This window comes from Vibrio sp. E150_011 (assembly GCF_053544015.1).
Genome location: NZ_JBHFOL010000030.1, coordinates 1 through 17,422, shown reverse-complemented (window position 1 = coordinate 17,422; position 17,422 = coordinate 1). Strand labels below are relative to the sequence as shown.

General features: G+C 44.5%; 16 protein-coding genes, 1 tRNA gene and 1 riboswitch. Of the genes, 6 read left to right on the top strand and 11 right to left on the bottom strand.

Annotated elements, in window-relative coordinates; translation table 11 throughout:
- Nucleotides 1-615 precede the first annotated feature (615 nt).
- On the bottom strand, nucleotides 616-2,787 hold the full coding sequence (gene uvrD, locus ACE1OE_RS23550; protein ID WP_102469977.1) for a DNA helicase II: 2,172 nt from the start codon (nucleotides 2,785-2,787) through the stop codon (nucleotides 616-618).
- Nucleotides 2,788-3,044: 257 nt separating this feature from the next.
- On the opposite strand from uvrD, the gene ACE1OE_RS23545 reads away from it, so the two are divergent.
- From ACE1OE_RS23545 to ACE1OE_RS23530, 4 genes are all read left to right on the top strand, one after another.
- Nucleotides 3,045-3,305, top strand: coding sequence for a BufA1 family periplasmic bufferin-type metallophore (locus ACE1OE_RS23545; RefSeq protein ID WP_265677436.1), 261 nt, complete (start codon nucleotides 3,045-3,047; stop codon nucleotides 3,303-3,305).
- Between the two features lie 178 nt (nucleotides 3,306-3,483).
- The gene (gene bufB, locus ACE1OE_RS23540; protein WP_372061679.1) at nucleotides 3,484-4,341 is read left to right on the top strand and encodes an MNIO family bufferin maturase; all 858 of its coding nucleotides are present in this window, start codon (nucleotides 3,484-3,486) and stop codon (nucleotides 4,339-4,341) included.
- Between the two features lie 2 nt (nucleotides 4,342-4,343).
- Nucleotides 4,344-5,123: an HvfC/BufC N-terminal domain-containing protein gene (locus tag ACE1OE_RS23535; RefSeq protein ID WP_449212430.1), complete on the top strand. Its 780-nt coding sequence runs from the start codon at nucleotides 4,344-4,346 to the stop codon at nucleotides 5,121-5,123.
- A 4-nt stretch (nucleotides 5,124-5,127) separates the two neighbouring features.
- Nucleotides 5,128-5,583, top strand: a complete 456-nt coding sequence (locus ACE1OE_RS23530; RefSeq protein ID WP_102469981.1) for a DoxX family protein — start codon at nucleotides 5,128-5,130, stop codon at nucleotides 5,581-5,583.
- Between the two features lie 68 nt (nucleotides 5,584-5,651).
- On the opposite strand, the gene tsrA is transcribed toward ACE1OE_RS23530, so the two are convergent.
- Together tsrA and ACE1OE_RS23520 are read right to left on the bottom strand one after the other, a co-directional pair.
- Nucleotides 5,652-5,936 (bottom strand): H-NS-like global regulator TsrA, encoded by a 285-nt coding sequence (gene tsrA / locus ACE1OE_RS23525; protein WP_102469982.1) that lies wholly within the window; start codon nucleotides 5,934-5,936, stop codon nucleotides 5,652-5,654.
- A gap of 102 nt (nucleotides 5,937-6,038) precedes the next feature.
- Nucleotides 6,039-7,187 carry a multidrug effflux MFS transporter gene (locus ACE1OE_RS23520; RefSeq protein WP_372061691.1) on the bottom strand — a complete coding sequence of 383 codons (1,149 nt, stop codon included), beginning with the start codon at nucleotides 7,185-7,187 and terminating at the stop codon, nucleotides 6,039-6,041.
- Nucleotides 7,188-7,335: 148 nt separating this feature from the next.
- Between ACE1OE_RS23520 and ACE1OE_RS23515 the strand changes: the two genes are divergently transcribed.
- Together ACE1OE_RS23515 and ACE1OE_RS23510 are read left to right on the top strand one after the other, a co-directional pair.
- A complete protein-coding gene (locus ACE1OE_RS23515) occupies nucleotides 7,336-8,277 on the top strand; it encodes a LysR family transcriptional regulator (protein ID WP_102469984.1) in 942 nt (313 codons plus the stop codon).
- A gap of 160 nt (nucleotides 8,278-8,437) precedes the next feature.
- Nucleotides 8,438-10,225 (top strand): aminopeptidase P family protein, encoded by a 1,788-nt coding sequence (locus tag ACE1OE_RS23510; RefSeq protein ID WP_449212429.1) that lies wholly within the window; start codon nucleotides 8,438-8,440, stop codon nucleotides 10,223-10,225.
- A gap of 100 nt (nucleotides 10,226-10,325) precedes the next feature.
- On the opposite strand, the gene thiH is transcribed toward ACE1OE_RS23510, so the two are convergent.
- The 8 genes from thiH to ACE1OE_RS23470 all read right to left on the bottom strand — a co-directional run bounded on the left by thiH (nucleotide 10,326) and on the right by ACE1OE_RS23470 (nucleotide 17,420).
- Nucleotides 10,326-11,438, bottom strand: a complete 1,113-nt coding sequence (thiH, locus tag ACE1OE_RS23505) for a 2-iminoacetate synthase ThiH (RefSeq protein ID WP_449212428.1) — start codon at nucleotides 11,436-11,438, stop codon at nucleotides 10,326-10,328.
- A gap of 9 nt (nucleotides 11,439-11,447) precedes the next feature.
- Nucleotides 11,448-12,215 (bottom strand): thiazole synthase, encoded by a 768-nt coding sequence (locus tag ACE1OE_RS23500; RefSeq protein ID WP_449212427.1) that lies wholly within the window; start codon nucleotides 12,213-12,215, stop codon nucleotides 11,448-11,450.
- Nucleotide 12,216: 1 nt separating this feature from the next.
- Complete coding sequence (gene thiS, locus ACE1OE_RS23495) at nucleotides 12,217-12,420, bottom strand: sulfur carrier protein ThiS (protein ID WP_372061686.1); 204 nt, start codon at nucleotides 12,418-12,420, stop codon at nucleotides 12,217-12,219.
- On the bottom strand, nucleotides 12,401-13,192 hold the full coding sequence (locus ACE1OE_RS23490; RefSeq protein ID WP_372061687.1) for a HesA/MoeB/ThiF family protein: 792 nt from the start codon (nucleotides 13,190-13,192) through the stop codon (nucleotides 12,401-12,403). The genes thiS and ACE1OE_RS23490 overlap by 20 nt, the downstream gene beginning before the upstream one ends.
- Entirely contained in the window at nucleotides 13,182-14,411 is a 1,230-nt protein-coding gene (locus ACE1OE_RS23485) for a thiamine phosphate synthase (RefSeq protein ID WP_449212426.1), read from the bottom strand. Before ACE1OE_RS23485 ends, ACE1OE_RS23490 begins: the two co-directional genes overlap by 11 nt.
- 9 nt (nucleotides 14,412-14,420) lie before the next feature.
- On the bottom strand, nucleotides 14,421-16,349 hold the full coding sequence (thiC, locus tag ACE1OE_RS23480) for a phosphomethylpyrimidine synthase ThiC (RefSeq protein ID WP_449212425.1): 1,929 nt from the start codon (nucleotides 16,347-16,349) through the stop codon (nucleotides 14,421-14,423).
- A 121-nt stretch (nucleotides 16,350-16,470) separates the two neighbouring features.
- Nucleotides 16,471-16,571, bottom strand: a riboswitch (TPP riboswitch).
- A 54-nt stretch (nucleotides 16,572-16,625) separates the two neighbouring features.
- Nucleotides 16,626-17,009: a fluoride efflux transporter CrcB gene (gene crcB, locus ACE1OE_RS23475; protein ID WP_102469991.1), complete on the bottom strand. Its 384-nt coding sequence runs from the start codon at nucleotides 17,007-17,009 to the stop codon at nucleotides 16,626-16,628.
- A 334-nt stretch (nucleotides 17,010-17,343) separates the two neighbouring features.
- Nucleotides 17,344-17,420, bottom strand: a tRNA-Asp gene (locus ACE1OE_RS23470).
- Nucleotides 17,421-17,422 lie beyond the last annotated feature (2 nt).

Genomic DNA, 17,422 nt, shown 5'->3' with positions numbered 1-17,422 from the left:
AATATTATCTGTGTCGGAAGGATGCTGACACGGAACAGGAAACGCTCAGGGATTTGGGCATCTTCAGGAAGAAGATACGATTATTCAGGATGAATAGTCGGCATGGAAAGCGAATTGGACATTGAATGGACGCAATAGTAACTAGGATGGTTGCTACTAAGGAAAGACAATGGACACCTCAGGAAGAGGCAAGGACTTAACATCAGGATGATGTCAGGGACACCGCTCAAGGAACAAGTGAAGCGAGCTAACGAGGATTGTTGGCAGGTCAGGATAAGACCAAGGACACCGCTAGGAAGGCGATGAAAGGAATACGCTGAAGGAACACAGCATACTATCAAGGATTAGATGCATGGAGCACCTATAGTAGCCGGATTGCTGCGAGTAAGACCATAACCCCAAGGGCGAAAGCTCTTGGGGTTTTTCTTTATCTATTCTAAGTACTTCGGCTCTACGTACTTATGCGTTGTTCGTACCTATGTGTGGTGCCTACCAATAAGTTCGCTTTTATTTAAATGGTATCTCGATGCCTTTCATCGGGGCTAATGTCACTGTCTCGCGATACTTCAGACATAAAAAAAGCAGCGACGGCTGCTTTTTCTCATCATATTTGTCTTAAAGCTGTTCTAATTTCGCATACTGGGTCACCAACCACTTAATACCTTCACCATTAAAGGCGACCTGCACTCGGCTTTGTGGACCACTGCCCTCGAAGTTAATGATCGTCCCTTCACCAAACTTAGGATGCTTAACCCTGGCACCTAGATTAAACCCCGTTTCGTTAAAGTTTTGCTTCACTTCAGATTGGCTAAATCGACCTGTGCTTGTTGGTCGGCTGACCTGTGCCTTCATTCTCACTTCTTCTAAACACGTTTGTGGCAGTTCACGAATAAAGCGAGACGGCTTATGATACTTATCTTGCCCGTACAAACGACGCATCTCTGCATAGGTAATATGCAGTTTCACCATCGCCCGAGTCATACCGACATAACATAGACGACGCTCCTCTTCTAGGCGACCCGCTTCTTCTGCCGACATTTGGCTTGGAAACATACCTTCTTCGACACCGACCATAAAGACCATTGGGAACTCTAACCCTTTAGCACTGTGCAGGGTCATTAACTGTACGGCGTCATCAAACTCGTCAGCTTGTCCTTCCCCCGCTTCAAGAGCAGCATGTGTCAGGAACGACGTCAATAATGTCATGTCATCGGCTTCTTCTGGCTTTTCATACTGCCTCGTCGCGGTTACAAGCTCCTCCAAGTTCTCAATACGAGCCTTAGATTTCTCACCCTTTTCCTGCTCGTACATGGCAAACAAACCCGACGTTTTGATGACGTGATCGGTCTGTTCATGAAGCGGAAGCTCAACCGTATCGTCTTCTAGTGCGTTAATCAGCTCAATGAAACGCGATAAAGCACCTGCAGCACGACCTGCCAATACTTTTTCTTCCAACAATGCGATGCTGGTCTTCCACATCGTCTCACCACGATCTCTCGCCGCATAACGAATAGTCTCAAGTGTCTTGTCACCCATACCTCGTGTCGGTGTGTTAACTATTCGCTCAAAAGCCGCATCATCATTGCGATTACCCATCAGACGCAAATAGCTCAACGCATCTCTAATTTCTTGACGCTCGAAGAATCGCATCCCGCCATAAATACGATAAGGCAATTGCGCCTGGATTAATGCTTCTTCAAGTACGCGAGATTGAGCATTGTTACGGTACAACATGGCACAATCGGTAAGGCTACCCCCCTTATCTTGCCACTCTTTTATTTTACTCACCGTAAACCGAGCTTCATCCAACTCATTGTAAGCAGAGTAAACCGAGATCTTTTCGCCTTCTTTACCGTCAGTCCATAACTCTTTGCCCATACGTTCAGTATTATTGGCAATAAGTTCATTCGCAGCTTCAAGAATGGTTTTTGTAGAGCGGTAGTTTTGCTCAAGGCGAACCGTTTTCGAACCAGGATATTCATCAAGAAACTTTTGGATATTCTCAATTTTCGCTCCGCGCCAACCGTAAATAGATTGATCATCATCACCGACAATCATGACCTTACAGTCTGGGCCAGCCATCATTCTGAGCCAAGCATATTGAATATTATTCGTGTCTTGAAATTCATCAACCAAGATATGTTTAAAGCGAGCTTGATAGTGTTCACGGATAAACTTGTTATCGCGTAGAAGCTCATGCGCACGCAGTAATATCTCAGCAAAGTCCACCAACCCTGCACGATCGCATGCCTCTTGATAAGCGGTATAGATCTGTAGGTAAGTTTTGGTGATAGGATCTTGATAACTGTCGATATGAGAAGGACGTAACCCCTCATCTTTTTTACCATTAATCCACCACGCTGCCTGCCGTGCTGGCCATTGCTTTTCATCTAGGTTTTGAGCTTTGATAAGACGTCGGAGTAGACGCTGCTGATCATCAGAATCAATAATCTGAAAATCTTCCAGTAATTTGGCATCTAGGTAATGTGCTCTTAGGATGCGATGACAAATACCATGGAACGTACCATTCCACATTCCTGATGAGCTCCCCATCATCAACTCGTCAATCCGACCTCGCATCTCTGCCGCCGCTTTATTGGTAAATGTCACCGACATGATAGAAAACGGGGAAGCCGCCTCAACCGACATTAACCAAGCAATACGGTGAACCAAAACACGGGTCTTACCACTGCCAGCTCCAGCAAGAATAAGAAGATGTTCAAGAGGTGCGGCAACAGCTTCACGCTGTTTGTCGTTGAGGCCGTCGAGTAGAAGAGAAGGATCCATGAGCGTCGCTACTGTTTATTTATACATATTGGTTGATTATAACTCAAACAACTCTGAGTTTGAGAAAAAAAACTAATTTTGGCTCAAACATGAAATCCTTAAAAATCAACCAAATAACATTTTATTTAACATTTAATCAAATAATTTATCATTTTCTTGAAAGATTTCAGGTCGCTCTCCTATCCTATTGATTAAGCAAGTCGGAAAACAACGATTTGTGGTCATAATTACAAGGATCAAGTCTCGAGGAATTTACTATGAAATCATCAAATCTAGCTATCACTGCCGCTGTAACTGGTTTAATCGCTCTGGGTGGCACCATGCTCACTGCAGCCCCTGCTGTAGCCGCTGAAAAAGAAAAATGTTACGGCGTTTCAAAAGCTGGAAAAAATGACTGTGCAACCAAAACGAGCTCATGTGCAGGGACAGCCAAAGAAGATAATCAAACCGATGCCTTCGTCGTCTTACCAAAAGGTGTGTGTGGAAAACTCGCAGGGGGCAGTACTGAATCTGCGTAATCACGCCTTTGCTATCAGATTTAGCGTTTTTGCTTAGTTGATTTGTATCGAACCCAACAGCATCGCAGTGTTAAAGGGATTCGACTGACAACATAAGCCATGACACAAAGGGCGTAATGATGCGCCCTTTTCGTTTTCTACAAGTTATTCACATTGCACAAAGATCTAGGAGATCGACATGGATCGACGTTCCGCCTTTAACCTCGTTGGCATTGGGTTGCGACACCCTCATTTGGATTATTTCCAACAACACATCAATGCAGCGGGCTGGCTTGAGATCCATAGTGAAAACTATTTCATTGCGTCATCACCGGCTAGGCAGCAATTAAGATCGATTCGTGAACACACTGACATTAGTTGCCATGGTGTAGGGTTGTCATTAGGTTCAGTCAGTCACGTTGATCCGTCTCACTTAACGTCTCTTGTACATTTAGTTAATGAGATACAGCCTACAATGGTGTCCGATCACCTCAGCTGGAGTGAACATGGTGGTCACCATTTTAATGACCTATTGCCCCTCCCATATACGGAAGAAGCGCTTGAGGTATTTTGTCGCAACGTGTTGCAAGTACAAGATGCCCTGCAGCGCCCATTGCTTATTGAAAACCCGTCCAGTTATTTACGATTTGAACACTCAGTAATACCTGAGTGGGAATTTCTATCTGAAGTTCAAAAGCGTACCGAGTGCCGACTGCTGCTCGACCTAAATAATGTCCATGTTTCATGCTTCAACCATCAATACGATGCGATGACTTATCTATCCGCCATCAACGCCAATACGGTTGATGAGATTCACTTGGCTGGCTTTACCAAAAAACAATTTGAACAGGGCGAAATTTGGATCGACACTCACAGTGACCGTGTCAGTGATGAGGTTTGGCACCTTTATAAAAGCTGGCTCGAACAACATGGTTCTGTGGCAACATTAATCGAATGGGACTTAGACATACCAGAGCCAGAAATACTGCTTGAAGAAGCAGATAAGGCCGTATCATTGCTCCTCGAAACAACCCATAATGCAAAAGAGAGTGCCTAGTTATGACGACTCTCTATGACACGCAACAAGCATTTTCCCGTGCTCTTCGCTACCAAGCCTCAGGAAACGAGTGTGGTATTGCTGCCGACTACTTTTCAGCAGACGAACGACTCCAGATCTATCGCAACAACTTTATCATTAGCCTGACAGAGGTATTGCAGGCTTGCTACCCACTTTCTCTCGCGTTGGTTGGTGAGGAATGCTTTGCCTCGATGGCAAAGTTTCATATCACTCTTCATCCTCCAACATCTGGCAGTACTCTCGATTATGGTGAAGGGTTTAATGAATCCGTATCGTTACTGGACAACATCACAAGCGCCGTTCCTTACCTACTAGATGTCATCGAACTTGAGTGGGCAATAGACCAAGCCAATAGCCTAGAGCCGACCTCGGATATTGACGACGTAGAGCCTATCGTCCGATTGGCAAACATCCCAGAAATGCAGCATGGCAATATCCGTCTTCACATCAGCCAAGATATACAGGTTATAACGTCCGACTACGCATTACTCGATTTGAAACATGCCATCGAACATGAGCAATATGAATCATTAACCATTGAACTTCCACAAACTATCTTGCTACAAGGCAATACCTCTAAGCCGACCCTTTTAAGCAAAATTGAACCATCACTTGGGGCATTAATTGCTCAACTGCAAGCGCTTCTTCCCCTCAAATCAATACAGCCAGAGCTACTTACTCTGCTTCCTACTCTGCTATCCATGAATGTCGTTTCTGGGTTTAGCCTCATTGATAGTAAAGACCATGACCTAAAGGAGTGAAACGATGAACAATGGACTATCTAATTTCATGAACGCTTACGACTCAGCCGTCAACAATATACAAAAAGGCTTTGTTCCTTTGCTTCTTCTGTTTTGCCGACTCTGGGTCGCATGGGTATTTTTTAATTCAGGCCTCACCAAGATAGCGTCTTGGGACAGTACACTGTATCTATTTGAATACGAATATCAGGTTCCGGTTATTCCATGGCAACTTGCTGCTTACATGGGCACCGTTGCCGAACTCGTATTACCGGTATTTTTAGCACTCGGGCTTCTCTGCCGACCAATGGCTGCCATCTTATTTGTCTTTAATATTACTGCAGTGGTGTCGTACCCTGTTTTATGGGAAAAAGGATTTTACGACCATCAGCTATGGGGGCTAATGATACTGATCGTCGTGGTATGGGGAGCGGGGCCATTATCTATAGATAAATTAATACGCAACAAGATGAATTCATAATCCTGTACCCTATTACATATTAAAAAACCCCGTCATTAATAACGGGGTTTTTTAATTGAGTCGCAGGCTTATTTATTTGCTAAAAATGCCTGAAGTTCTTCAGCTGAAATACCTTGCTCTGCAAGTTCTTTCGCTAAAGATTGAACCTGCTCGCCTTTGCGAGATTCAATCACACGTTGAAATTGGTAAACGATGTCTTTCAGAACATGGATTGGCACTTGTTTCGCTGCGCTTCGTATCCGCTCTTCACTTTGATTACCAAGCTCAGCAAGTAACTTACCAAACATAATTTTTTCTGGAGACTCTTCCATCTGCTCAAGAATGCGAGCCATTTCGTAAGTAGTCAAAGACATTGCTTTATAGATCCAGTTAATAATAGGAAGGAATATACTTTTAAATATACACCTGTTTCACTAATAGGAAAACCAAATCGTTTTCAAATTAACCTATTTTTACTATTTGTTTATAATAACCACTTGATGCCAAGCCTTTCCGTGTTGGCTACGCAATATAATGAGTGCAGGGAAAGCCAACCACATTAGCAAGGCAACCATATATTGTGGCTCTAAGCCAACTCGCTGCATCGTGCCAACCAGCAGTCCCGCTCCACTCATTTGGAATAAACCAAGCAGCGCTGCCGCGGTTCCAGCTTTGTCTCCAAATGGCGCCAATGCTTTACCCGCCGCTGCACCTAGAATCAAGGCAAAACCTACCGAGCCAATGATAACGGGTAGCATGAAAGACAGCGGAGTATCCAACGACGCACCCAAAGCCATGAGAGTCCCTGCAACCAACAACACAGTAATACCCAGTTGCAATGTTTTGTGTGTGCCTATCCTATCCATTAGTTTTGGCGCAAACATACAGGCAGCGATGTTAAACACAGCATTGAGTCCAAACCAGAATGTAAATTCAGACATACTAAGCCCCATGTGTTCCATTAATAATACCGGAGCAGAGGTTACATAGGCGAGAATCACTCCCATCGCTAACAGACAAAGCGTTGCGTGAAAGAGAAATGTCGGTGTTTTTAATACATCGATATAACGAGATAAAGCAAAATAACGCTCACCTTGTTGTTTGGGATTGGTTTCTTTCATGTATAACAGAACGACCGCGCCAACCACTAACGCAAAACCAGCCATAAAACTAAAGTTTGCTCGCCAGCCAAACTGATGAGTCAGGTAGCTCCCTAATATCGGAGCAAGGGCGGGGATGAAGCAAATTGCTCCATTCAAGTAACTGATCATTTTCCCGCTTTTCTCTGGGCCGTAAAGGTCGCGAACGGTTGCGAAAGCAGCAACGGATGTGGCACAAGCGCCTAAGCCTTGTAGCAACCTTGCCGCCAACATCCAGTCAATAGATTGTGCTGCCCACGCCAAGCAAGCGCTCAATCCATAGATAGTAATACCACATAACGCAACCGTTCGACGTCCAAGTTTATCCGCGAGTGGCCCTGCAAATAACTGCCCAACACCCATCGCAAACAAAAACCAAGTAATCGTATCTTGAACGAGAGTATGCTCAACCTGAAACGTAGTCGATATCTGAGGCAAAGCAGGTAGGTAGATATCAATCGCCAACGGGCTAAAAAACACCAACATTACTAAGGCTGCAATTTGTATCTTCGACGTACGTTGTTCCACTTAAGCTTTCTCTCTACAATTTTAATAGCAGGATAATAACGACAATGTGATATGAATAGAAATGGTTTATACTCATTAGCATTATTCCTCAAAGGAATTTCACTAGATGAATCTCGAAACATTAAATAAAATTGACCTTAACCTTCTGTTATCACTAAGCGTATTGCTTGAGGAACGTAACGTGACTCGCGCGGCAAATCGCCTCTGTGTCAGTCAATCCGCCGTCAGCAAGTCACTTGCAAAATTACGATCTCTGTTTGATGACCCCCTTTTCACGCGTAACGCCCACGGTTTAACACCAACACCAAAAGCGATGTATCTAAAACCTAAGCTTGATGCGCTGATTACTCACTTACAAGCCATCACTCACCCCCCTGAGTTCTCACCTACCATTAGTGAATATCGTTTCCACATTGCCGCGGTAGAAAGTGTTTACCCGCTTATCATGCCGCACTTCTTACCGGCAATATTCAGCCAAGGCCCAAACCTAAGTATTAGTACTCATGCATGGAATGAACGCACGTTTGAGCAAATGCAAAAAGGTGAGCTTGATCTTGGCATTACGGGTAAGGACATTGATATTCGTGATGCTATTCGAACCATGTACCCCCCAGAGAACATACGAGAGCTCGAGGTCTATCGGGACACACAAATGTGCTTAGTTCGCGCCAATCACCCTATCCTGTCTAAACCATGGAATTTGGAAACCTATTTATCGCTTCGTCACGTACAAGTTCGATGCGATGGCAGTGATCGCTGGCTTTTGGATTACCGCCTGTCCGACATGGGAAGAGAAAGAGACATCGCCATTACAGTGCCCGACTTTAATAACGCCGCAGCGTTGTGTTCATACACTGATTTCATTTTTACAGCGCCTCGTCATTTCGTTCATCTCGTTGCCGATCAATTGGGTTTGGTCGTATTGCCACTTCCATTAGAGTTTCCCCCTATGGCTTATACGCTATTTTGGCATAAGGAACGCGATAATGACCCTGCTCTAAACTGGTTGATTGAGATCATCAAACAAAAGACGCTGCACTTGCGTTAGCAAGAGATTCATCATCGCTAAGCCTGACCACTACTTGGAAGTAAATAAAGCTGCAAACATTATCTCCATGATAATGGATTGTAACTGACCATCAAAAGCGCTAGCTTATAGTGCAAATAACAGTAGGCCGAGCTCACTCGCCCAATAGAAGGAATTACAGATGCCAACTCTCATATCCGAACGTGTCTCCACACTCCAAGACTGGCTTGAGGCCAATCAACTCGACGCATTTATTGTTGCTCACGAAGATGAGTATTTGGGTGAGTACGTTCCTGAACATAATGAACGCTTACATTGGTTAACGGGCTTTACTGGTTCGGCTGGCGCCGCCGTTATCACCAAAGATTCAGCGGCTATTTTTGTTGATGGGCGCTACACAGTGCAAGTCACGAAACAGGTGCCAGGCAACGTATTCGAATATTGCCATTTAATTGAAACACCTCCGATTGAATGGTTGTTAAAAACCCTACCAGCAGGCTCAAAAGTTGGTCTCGATCCACGCATGCACCGCGGTCATTGGTATCATAATGCACAACATCAAGTTGCTGGACAATTGGCGCTAGTGCCATGTCCGGTTAACCCTATTGATGCAAACTGGACTGATCGTCCAGAACCCCAGTTAAGCCCCGTGACATTAATGTCTCTCGATTATGTTGGGCAATCAAGCATTGATAAACGTCTTGCACTAGCCGAACAACTCAAGGCTTCTGGCGCTAGTGCGGCAATCATTACTGAACTCGATTCGATTTGTTGGCTATTGAATATTCGGGGCCTTGATGTCTCTCGCCTACCCGTTTTATTATCTCACGCTATCCTTTTCTCTGATGGCAGTGTTAAGTTTTTCATTGATGAGCGTCGAATTAGTGACCGCTCTTTATTTGATCAACACGTGGGTGACAAGGTCTCGGTTCACTCACCTGAGTCACTTGAAGGTGAACTACAAGCGCTTTCTAATAAAGCGGTATCACTTGACCTTGCCACCAGTAACGCTTGGTTCCAAATTACTCTTGAACAAGCAGGCGCAACAATCCTTCCATTAGCAGACCCTTGCTTGATGCCAAAAGCGGCCAAAAACTCAGTCGAGATTTCAGGCATGAAAGCAAGCCATGTTCGTGATGGTGTGGCGATGGTGAAATTTTTATCTTGGCTAGACCGCGAGGTCTCGAGTGGAGCTCAACAAGACGAGGCTTCTCTTTCTGATCAACTGGAGTTGTTCCGACGAGAAGATGCATCTCTGGTGGACTTGAGCTTTGATACAATCTCAGCATCAGCTGGCAACGCAGCGATGTGTCACTACAACCACATGAACCAAGAAGTACCTGGAGCTCTTGTTCCTGATACCTTGTACCTTGTTGACTCGGGCGGTCAATACCCAGATGGTACTACTGACATTACGCGTACCATCGCTATCGGCCAGCCAAGCGATGAAATGAAGCACCAGTTTACCTTAGTGCTAAAAGGGCATATTGCTTTAGCGTCTGCGTTATTTCCGAAAGGGACGTGTGGTCATCAGCTCGATATATTAGCCCGCCAACACTTATGGGCTAACGGCTTCGATTACGACCATGGTACTGGGCATGGTGTTGGGCACTTTCTAAGTGTACATGAAGGCCCTCAACGTATCGCAAAGGCCGTAAATAACACAGCGTTAGTGCCGGGAATGGTACTATCCAATGAGCCTGGTTATTATCGCGCGGATGCGTTTGGTATTAGAATCGAGAACCTAGAGTTGGTTGTCGAGAAGCCAACCCAAGGTGACCTTACAATGTTGGGTTTTGAATCTCTAACTCGCTGCCCGATTGATAAGCGAAACATTGTCGTCACTATGCTTAGCCAGACAGAAATCGATTGGCTTAATCAATATCATCAAGTCGTATTTGAAGCGATCTCTCCATTAGTTTCAGGAGAAGCGTTAACATGGCTAACGGCGTCTTGTCAGCCGATCTAGATTATTATCTCTGATGAGAATAAAGCAAGAGCTGCAAACGCAGCTCTTGTTTCACGTGAAACATCCCTATCATGACAATTAGAGACCACTTCTAATACTGTTATCCTGAATAAGATTGATGCCAATCTTGCCAAACCGGTTCCATCCCACACTGCTTCACAGATAGCGACACGTCGTTAGCACTGCGTTCATCACTAATCTCAAACTGTTCCAGTTCTTGTTCATCACTCGCGTAGCCACCAGGTTGTGTTTTGGAAGCCGCACTAATACTCGTAATACCTAGAGGGTAGACGTTATCTCTAAACTCAGGAGCCTCTCGTGTTGACAATGAAAGCTCTACTTCATGATTGAATAATCGATAAGCACAAATAAGTTGTACTAACTGTTTGTCCGTCATTACCGATTTAGGCTGCACCGCGCCTTCACATGGGCGGAGCCTCGGAAACGAAATTGAGTAACGCGTTTTCCAATACTTATTTTCTAAGTATTGGAGATGTGCTGCCACAAAAAAACAATCTGTTCGCCACTCTTCCAGTCCAATCAAAGACCCTATTCCAATCTTATCAATACCGGCTTGAGCAAGCCTATCCGGAGTGTCCAATCGATAATCAAAGTCCATTTTGTTGCCCCGGAGATGATGCTCTGCATAAGTTCTCCGGTTATAAGTCTCTTGATATACCATCACCGCATCGAGTCCTAACGATTTAAGATCTTTGTAGTCATTAGTATCAAGAGGCTGTACTTCCATAGCAAGGTAACTGAAGCGACGTTTAATCGATGGCAGTACCTCTCTAAAATATCGCATCCCAACCTTGGTTTCGTGTTCGCCCGTCACCAGCAAAACACTATCGAAGCCCATATCTTTTATCACATCAGACTCTGCCGATATTTCATCGCTCGACAGGGTTTTGCGCTTGATTCTATTTTCCATCGAAAAGCCGCAATAGGTGCAAGCGTTCGCGCAAAGGTTAGATAGATAGAGTGGAATGTACATAGCCATTGTATGCCCAAAACGTTTACGCGTTAATGCGTAAGAACGTTGCGCCATTTGCTCTAAATAAGGTTCGGCTGCAGGTGAAATCAACGCGGTGAAATCATCCAAACCCAACTTATCTTTACTCAGTGCCCGTTCGACGTCTTGAGCAGTCTTAGCATAAATCGACAACCTGACATTGTCCCAATCGTATTTTGCATGCTCGATTAAGAAGCTCATCGACCTCTCCTAATTGCTGTCTAAGAAAGAAGTCAAAGGACTCGATGCTACCGCATGATTAACGGTACCGGCTAGGCCACTTTCGTAAGCGAGGCGACCAGATTCAACTGCCAGCCTAAAAGCTTTCGCCATTGCCGGTGGATTCGCAGCAGCAGCAATGGCAGTGTTGACCAACACGGCATCTGCCCCTAATTCCATCGCGAGAGCGGCATGAGAAGGCGCCCCAATGCCCGCATCAACGACAACTGGTACGTTTGCTTGCTCGATGATAATTTCAAGAAAGTCACGAGTGACTAACCCTTTATTACTGCCAATCGGCGCACCTAGCGGCATAACCGCCGCACAGCCAACTTCCTCTAATCGCTTACACAAGGTTGGGTCGGAATGACAGTAAGGCATAACAATGAAACCATCCTTGACCAATTGTTCTGCCGCTAGGAGCGTTTCAATCGGGTCAGGGAGCAAATACTTAGGATCAGGGTGAATCTCAAGTTTTAGCCAATTGGTACCTAATGCTTCACGAGCCAAATGGGCCGCGAATATTGCATCTTTGGCATTTTTAGCCCCTGATGTGTTCGGTAGTAAATTTATGCCACGTTCGATTAGAGGGCGAAGAATGTCATCATCTTGTGAATCTAGGTTGACTCGTTTTAACGCCATTGTCGCCAACTCTGAACCGCTCTCGATAATAGCGTCGACCATCAGTGATTTATCAGCAAATTTACCTGTTCCAGTAAACAGGCGAGACGTAAATGTCTTTCCAGCTATTGTTAACATTTTAACCCCCGGCAATGGCTTGGAATACGTTGATATTCATGTCTTGCTTCAATATGTATTCGTCCCAGGACGTACGCGCAACAATGTCATCGTTAACCGCGACGGCACAACCATGGGTATCAATCGAAATCATTTCTAATAACCCCTTCAATGTCGTTGATTGCTCAACATCCATATCGGCATCATTAAGCCTTATCGTAATCATTTAACTTTCCTTCCTGATATTCGTTACAGCAAACGGTGCATGTCGGGTCTTTCTGTATGTTGAGCGACCGCCAATTCCCATTTAAGCCATCAAAAATCTTTAATTTTGGGCTGGCACTTAATGAAACGTTGCCGGCAAGTTTTATCGTTTCAAGTGCTTGATATACTCCTATCATGCCCACTACCGGGCCAATAATGCCGGACTCAGAACAACGCTGCGCCGATGCAAGTTCATCAAAAGGATAAAGGCAGCGATAGCACGGTATAGACGTTTCTGCATTAAAGCGAAAAACACTTATCTGACCGCCCCACCCAATCGCAGCGCCGGACACGAGGTCTGTTTTGGTCATGTAACACGCTTTGTTTATCGCCTGGCGAGTTCGCATGTTGTCACTACAATCAAGCACAATGTCAGCAAGTGATACCTCTAATGACAATTGTTTTCCATCTAAATACTTGCTCACCGTACGAACGTTTATCTCTGGATTTCGGTCCATAAGTTGTTGCTTTAGTGCCTCTGTCTTTTTACTTCCAACGTCTTGTTGTCGATAAGCAATTTGACGAGGCAAATTAGACAATTCAATGACGTCCTGGTCTGCAATGACCAAACGTCCAATACCTGCACCAGCTAAGTACAATGACGCTGCCGTTCCCAAACCGCCACAACCAATGATCAACACATGACTATTTAGAAGTCCTTGTTGTCCTGATTCGGCAATGTCTGGAACACTTATCTGTCGAACATAACGCTTAAATTGCAAGTCAGCCAACATGAGAACGTTTCCTCATGATCAGGGAAAACTTGTCAATCGCACCTGATATGTCCTGCGCCAAGGTAATTGCTCTAACGACCGCTAGACTTGATACCCCACAATTCCAGACCGGTGCCGCTGTTTCAAGGTCGATACCACCGATTGCAACAGTGGGATAGCCAACCGTGTCCGCGTAGCAAATCGTATCAATCAGTTGTTGGTACAATCCCAACCTAATCAACCCTTGTGGACGTGAAGGCATATCCTTAGTGGTCGTCGGAAATATATGACCAAGCGCAATGTAGCTTGGGCTAATCTGGACAATTCGAAGTAGTTCATAATAGCCATGCGTTGATAGTCCGAGCCTGGCACCGGATTTAGCAATTCGATTGAGATCGGCAACCTCAATATCTTCTTGCCCGAGGTGCACTCCAAAGGCGTTATGCTTAAGCGCCAACTGCCAATAATCATTGATAAACACTTGAGCGTCATATTGTTGACCAAGTTCAATCGCCTTTTTTATCTGAGACTCTAATGTTGAACAAGCCGGGTCTTTAATTCTCAACTGAATCGTTTTAATACCTAGCGGGAGTAATTTCGCTATCCATTCAACACTATCAACCACCGGATATAGACCAAGGTCCATTTTATCTAGGTGGGGAAATTCTGTTTCGCATGCCTTTACTGCCCACCCTACTTGTATGCCTAGTTCTTTGTCTTCAATAACTGGTACTGGAAAGTGTTGATGTTGATGCGGCCATGTTTCACGTGAAACACTCCCCGCCCTCGCCAAAACCAGTGCATCTTCGAGAGGAAAGTCCAAGAGGAGAGACACTGCGAACCACGCCAAATGAAACGCAGTATCTTCAATAACGTTATCCGCGGATAACGCTCTAATACTTTCACTGTTGCAAGACCAAGCATCCAATATACCAACGGGATGTTTGACATTAAGGTACACACATCCAGGCCGAGCGCGATTCAACATCTCATAAACGGTCACCTTTCCCATCTTATGCTCATAAAGCAGCGTGTAATCAACACAGCTAGATGGACTCGATGCCAAAACATCACTGCTCACAGTAGTTCGATAACCACCACTTACCAATTGAATATCCGACGTTAAGCTTGTCCCTAATTCCACTGTGTCGCTATCAAAACCCGCTACCTTCGCTAAACAAAGAACGGTTTCAATATGGCCTTTAATAAATGGATTGCTGACTGGCAACAGTATTTTCAATGGTAACTCCTACGATTCTTGTTCTGTAATGACTGGGTGGTAAAGTTCAGCGCCAGTAGCCCGGAACTCTGCTGATTTTTGACGCATCCCCTCTAACGGGTCATCGACCAGTTTGATACTGATATCACCTTGAGCTTCTAAGCCTTTTGCGTATTCACGTACCTCTTGTGATATTTTCATTGAACAAAACTTCGGGCCACACATAGAACAGAAGTGGGCAACCTTACCCGATTCCTGTGGCAAGGTTTCATCATGATATTGGCGGGCAGTATCCGGATCGAGAGCTAGATTGAATTGGTCTTCCCAACGAAACTCAAAGCGAGCTTTAGAAAGCGCATTATCTCTAATCTGAGCACCAGGATGCCCTTTGGCAAGGTCAGCGGCGTGAGCGGCAAGCTTATAGGTAATTAGACCTGTTTTTACGTCTTCTTTGTTTGGTAGGCCTAGATGCTCTTTGGGAGTAACATAACAAAGCATGGCGCAGCCATACCAACCAATCATCGCGGCTCCGATACCAGACGTAATATGATCGTATCCTGGTGCAATATCGGTCGTCAGGGGACCTAGCGTATAGAACGGTGCCTCATGACAATGCTCTAATTGCTCTTCCATATTTTCTTTAATAAGGTGCATAGGCACATGACCTGGGCCTTCAATGATCACCTGGACATCATAATCCCACGCTATTTTAGTTAGTTCACCAAGCGTGCGCAGCTCCGAGAACTGCGCCTCGTCATTGGCGTCGGCAATAGAACCGGGTCTTAACCCATCACCTAAAGACAATGCCACATCATACTTGGCACAGATCTCGCAAATTTCTTTGAAGTTTGTATATAGAAAGCTTTCTGTATGATGGGCTAAGCACCATTTTGCGATGATAGAGCCGCCTCGTGAAACGATACCCGTCACTCGCTTAGCCGTCATGGGTACATATCGAAGAAGCAAACCCGCATGAATCGTAAAGTAATCTACCCCTTGTTCTGCCTGCTCAATTAGCGTGTCTCTCATGACCTCCCATGTTAGATCTTCAGCAATACCATTCACTTTCTCTAGCGCTTGGTACATGGGAACCGTGCCAATAGGAACGGGGCTGTTTCGTAATATCCACTCTCGAGTCTCATGAATATTTCTCCCCGTTGATAAATCCATTACCGTATCGCCACCCCAACGAGTACTCCAAACAAGTTTTTCGACCTCTTCTTCAATAGACGAAGAAACAGATGAGTTGCCAATATTTGCATTCACCTTCACCAAGAAATTACGACCAATGATCATCGGTTCAGATTCAGGGTGATTGATATTGGATGGGATAATTGCGCGGCCTTCAGCAACTTCTCTTCTAACAAATTCAGGGGTAATTTCTTTCGGTAAATTAGCGCCAAAACTCTGACCTGGATGTTGCTGTGTCAGCATTGCATCCTCAATCTTTTGACGTCCCATGTTTTCACGTATTGCTATGTACTCCATTTCAGGAGTAACAATACCTTGTCGCGCATAATGAAGCTGAGTGACACATGCATCACCTTTGGCTCTGCGAATACGTGGTAGTGAACCATAACGAAGGTCATCTAATGTCTCATCATCAAGGCGTTCTTTGGCAAAAGTAGAAGAGACTCCAGACAACACTTCTGTATCTGAGCGCTCTGCTATCCACTCTTCTCTCAACTTAGGTAAACCTGAATATAGGTCAATAGTATGATTGGGGTCAGTATAGACACCGGAGGTGTCATAGACATGGATAGGTTCATTAGGTTCAAAGACCGGGTTTGTCTTTGAACCACCAACAAGACTATCGGCAAGATGAATGGTCCGCATTGGAACCTGTAAATCACTTCTAGAACCCTGAATATACGTTTTTTCAGAGTTTGGATAGGGCTTTACCGACAGGGTGTCGATAAATTGTTTAGCTTCCAGTCTGGTTTGTTTACGAGTCGACATAGCATTTCCTTTATTATCGTATAAAAAAGATAAATGCTTGACGGATATGTGAACACAAGAGGTATCAACAACTATAGCACGACAAAAAATTGCACGAACTATATGATAAAAGAGAGGAATTCCATTCTTTTCTCCTGTTCCCTTCGCAGGTATTAGCCTGATCAGGTTCAACGGATCCCGAATTAACGGTCTCAGCTCTAAAGAGCACTCCGACAAGTATTGAGGCAATCATAAACGAAATTAAATAATAACGCTATTCGCTAAATGTTACATTGTTCAAGTTTTCATCAATAATTGAAAACCAATCCACGCAGCGGAAATACTCAGAACAACATTAAGCAAAACGTTTAGCCCCATTTTAAGAAATGCGCCTTGCTGCATAAGAAGCACGTTATCCATAGAAAAAGTAGAAAATGTTGTTAGGGCTCCCAAGAAACCTAACCCTATTATCTGTCTCCATGGCTCTGCTACCATCAGTTCGGTTTCAAACGCTGCGATAAGTAAACCCATAATGAAAGAACCGATTACATTCACGGTAAGTGTACCGTAAGGAAAGCCTCGACCAAAAAGTGACACACATAGCTCAGAGATCAAATATCGAGAACAAGCACCAAATGCTCCCCCAATAGCGATAAAACCTAAAATTGAAAATTGCCCCATAAACTGAATCCAAATTATAAAAAGATATTTAGCTAATAGTATACGACGAGATGATAATTTCGACACAAGAGTGCGAAATTTATATTTCCACCTTTAGCATATATCTACAACCAAGACGACAATATTTCAAACGTTACAGGCGTCACTTTACGAAGAGAATAATCATTTTCTATAAAGCCATTAGCATAAACGATGGCAAAACCTAGACGTTAAAGAAGATAGGCGATAGCTGAACAATTTTATTGGGGAGTCTATTTAAGCAGCGATGAGGAAGATTAGAGTGTATGTACAAATGTAAAAAAGCCCTAGTCTTTCGACTAGGGCTTAGTATAAGTGGCGGAGTGGACGGGACTCGAACCCGCGACCCCCGGCGTGACAGGCCGGTATTCTAACCAACTGAACTACCACTCCGC

Coding starts and splice junctions, on each gene's coding strand:
- ACE1OE_RS23500 (WP_449212427.1), bottom strand. CDS start 12,215: ATGTTAACAATAGCTGGAAAGACATTTACGTCTCGCCTGTTTACTGGA.
- ACE1OE_RS23510 (WP_449212429.1), top strand. CDS start 8,438: ATGCCAACTCTCATATCCGAACGTGTCTCCACACTCCAAGACTGGCTT.
- crcB (WP_102469991.1), bottom strand. CDS start 17,009: ATGGGGCAATTTTCAATTTTAGGTTTTATCGCTATTGGGGGAGCATTT.
- tsrA (WP_102469982.1), bottom strand. CDS start 5,936: ATGTCTTTGACTACTTACGAAATGGCTCGCATTCTTGAGCAGATGGAA.
- thiC (WP_449212425.1), bottom strand. CDS start 16,349: ATGTCGACTCGTAAACAAACCAGACTGGAAGCTAAACAATTTATCGAC.
- bufB (WP_372061679.1), top strand. CDS start 3,484: ATGGATCGACGTTCCGCCTTTAACCTCGTTGGCATTGGGTTGCGACAC.
- ACE1OE_RS23535 (WP_449212430.1), top strand. CDS start 4,344: ATGACGACTCTCTATGACACGCAACAAGCATTTTCCCGTGCTCTTCGC.
- ACE1OE_RS23530 (WP_102469981.1), top strand. CDS start 5,128: ATGAACAATGGACTATCTAATTTCATGAACGCTTACGACTCAGCCGTC.
- uvrD (WP_102469977.1), bottom strand. CDS start 2,787: ATGGATCCTTCTCTTCTACTCGACGGCCTCAACGACAAACAGCGTGAA.
- ACE1OE_RS23545 (WP_265677436.1), top strand. CDS start 3,045: ATGAAATCATCAAATCTAGCTATCACTGCCGCTGTAACTGGTTTAATC.
- ACE1OE_RS23520 (WP_372061691.1), bottom strand. CDS start 7,187: ATGTTGGTGTTTTTTAGCCCGTTGGCGATTGATATCTACCTACCTGCT.
- ACE1OE_RS23490 (WP_372061687.1), bottom strand. CDS start 13,192: ATGTTGGCTGACTTGCAATTTAAGCGTTATGTTCGACAGATAAGTGTT.
- thiH (WP_449212428.1), bottom strand. CDS start 11,438: ATGAGCTTCTTAATCGAGCATGCAAAATACGATTGGGACAATGTCAGG.
- thiS (WP_372061686.1), bottom strand. CDS start 12,420: ATGATTACGATAAGGCTTAATGATGCCGATATGGATGTTGAGCAATCA.
- ACE1OE_RS23515 (WP_102469984.1), top strand. CDS start 7,336: ATGAATCTCGAAACATTAAATAAAATTGACCTTAACCTTCTGTTATCA.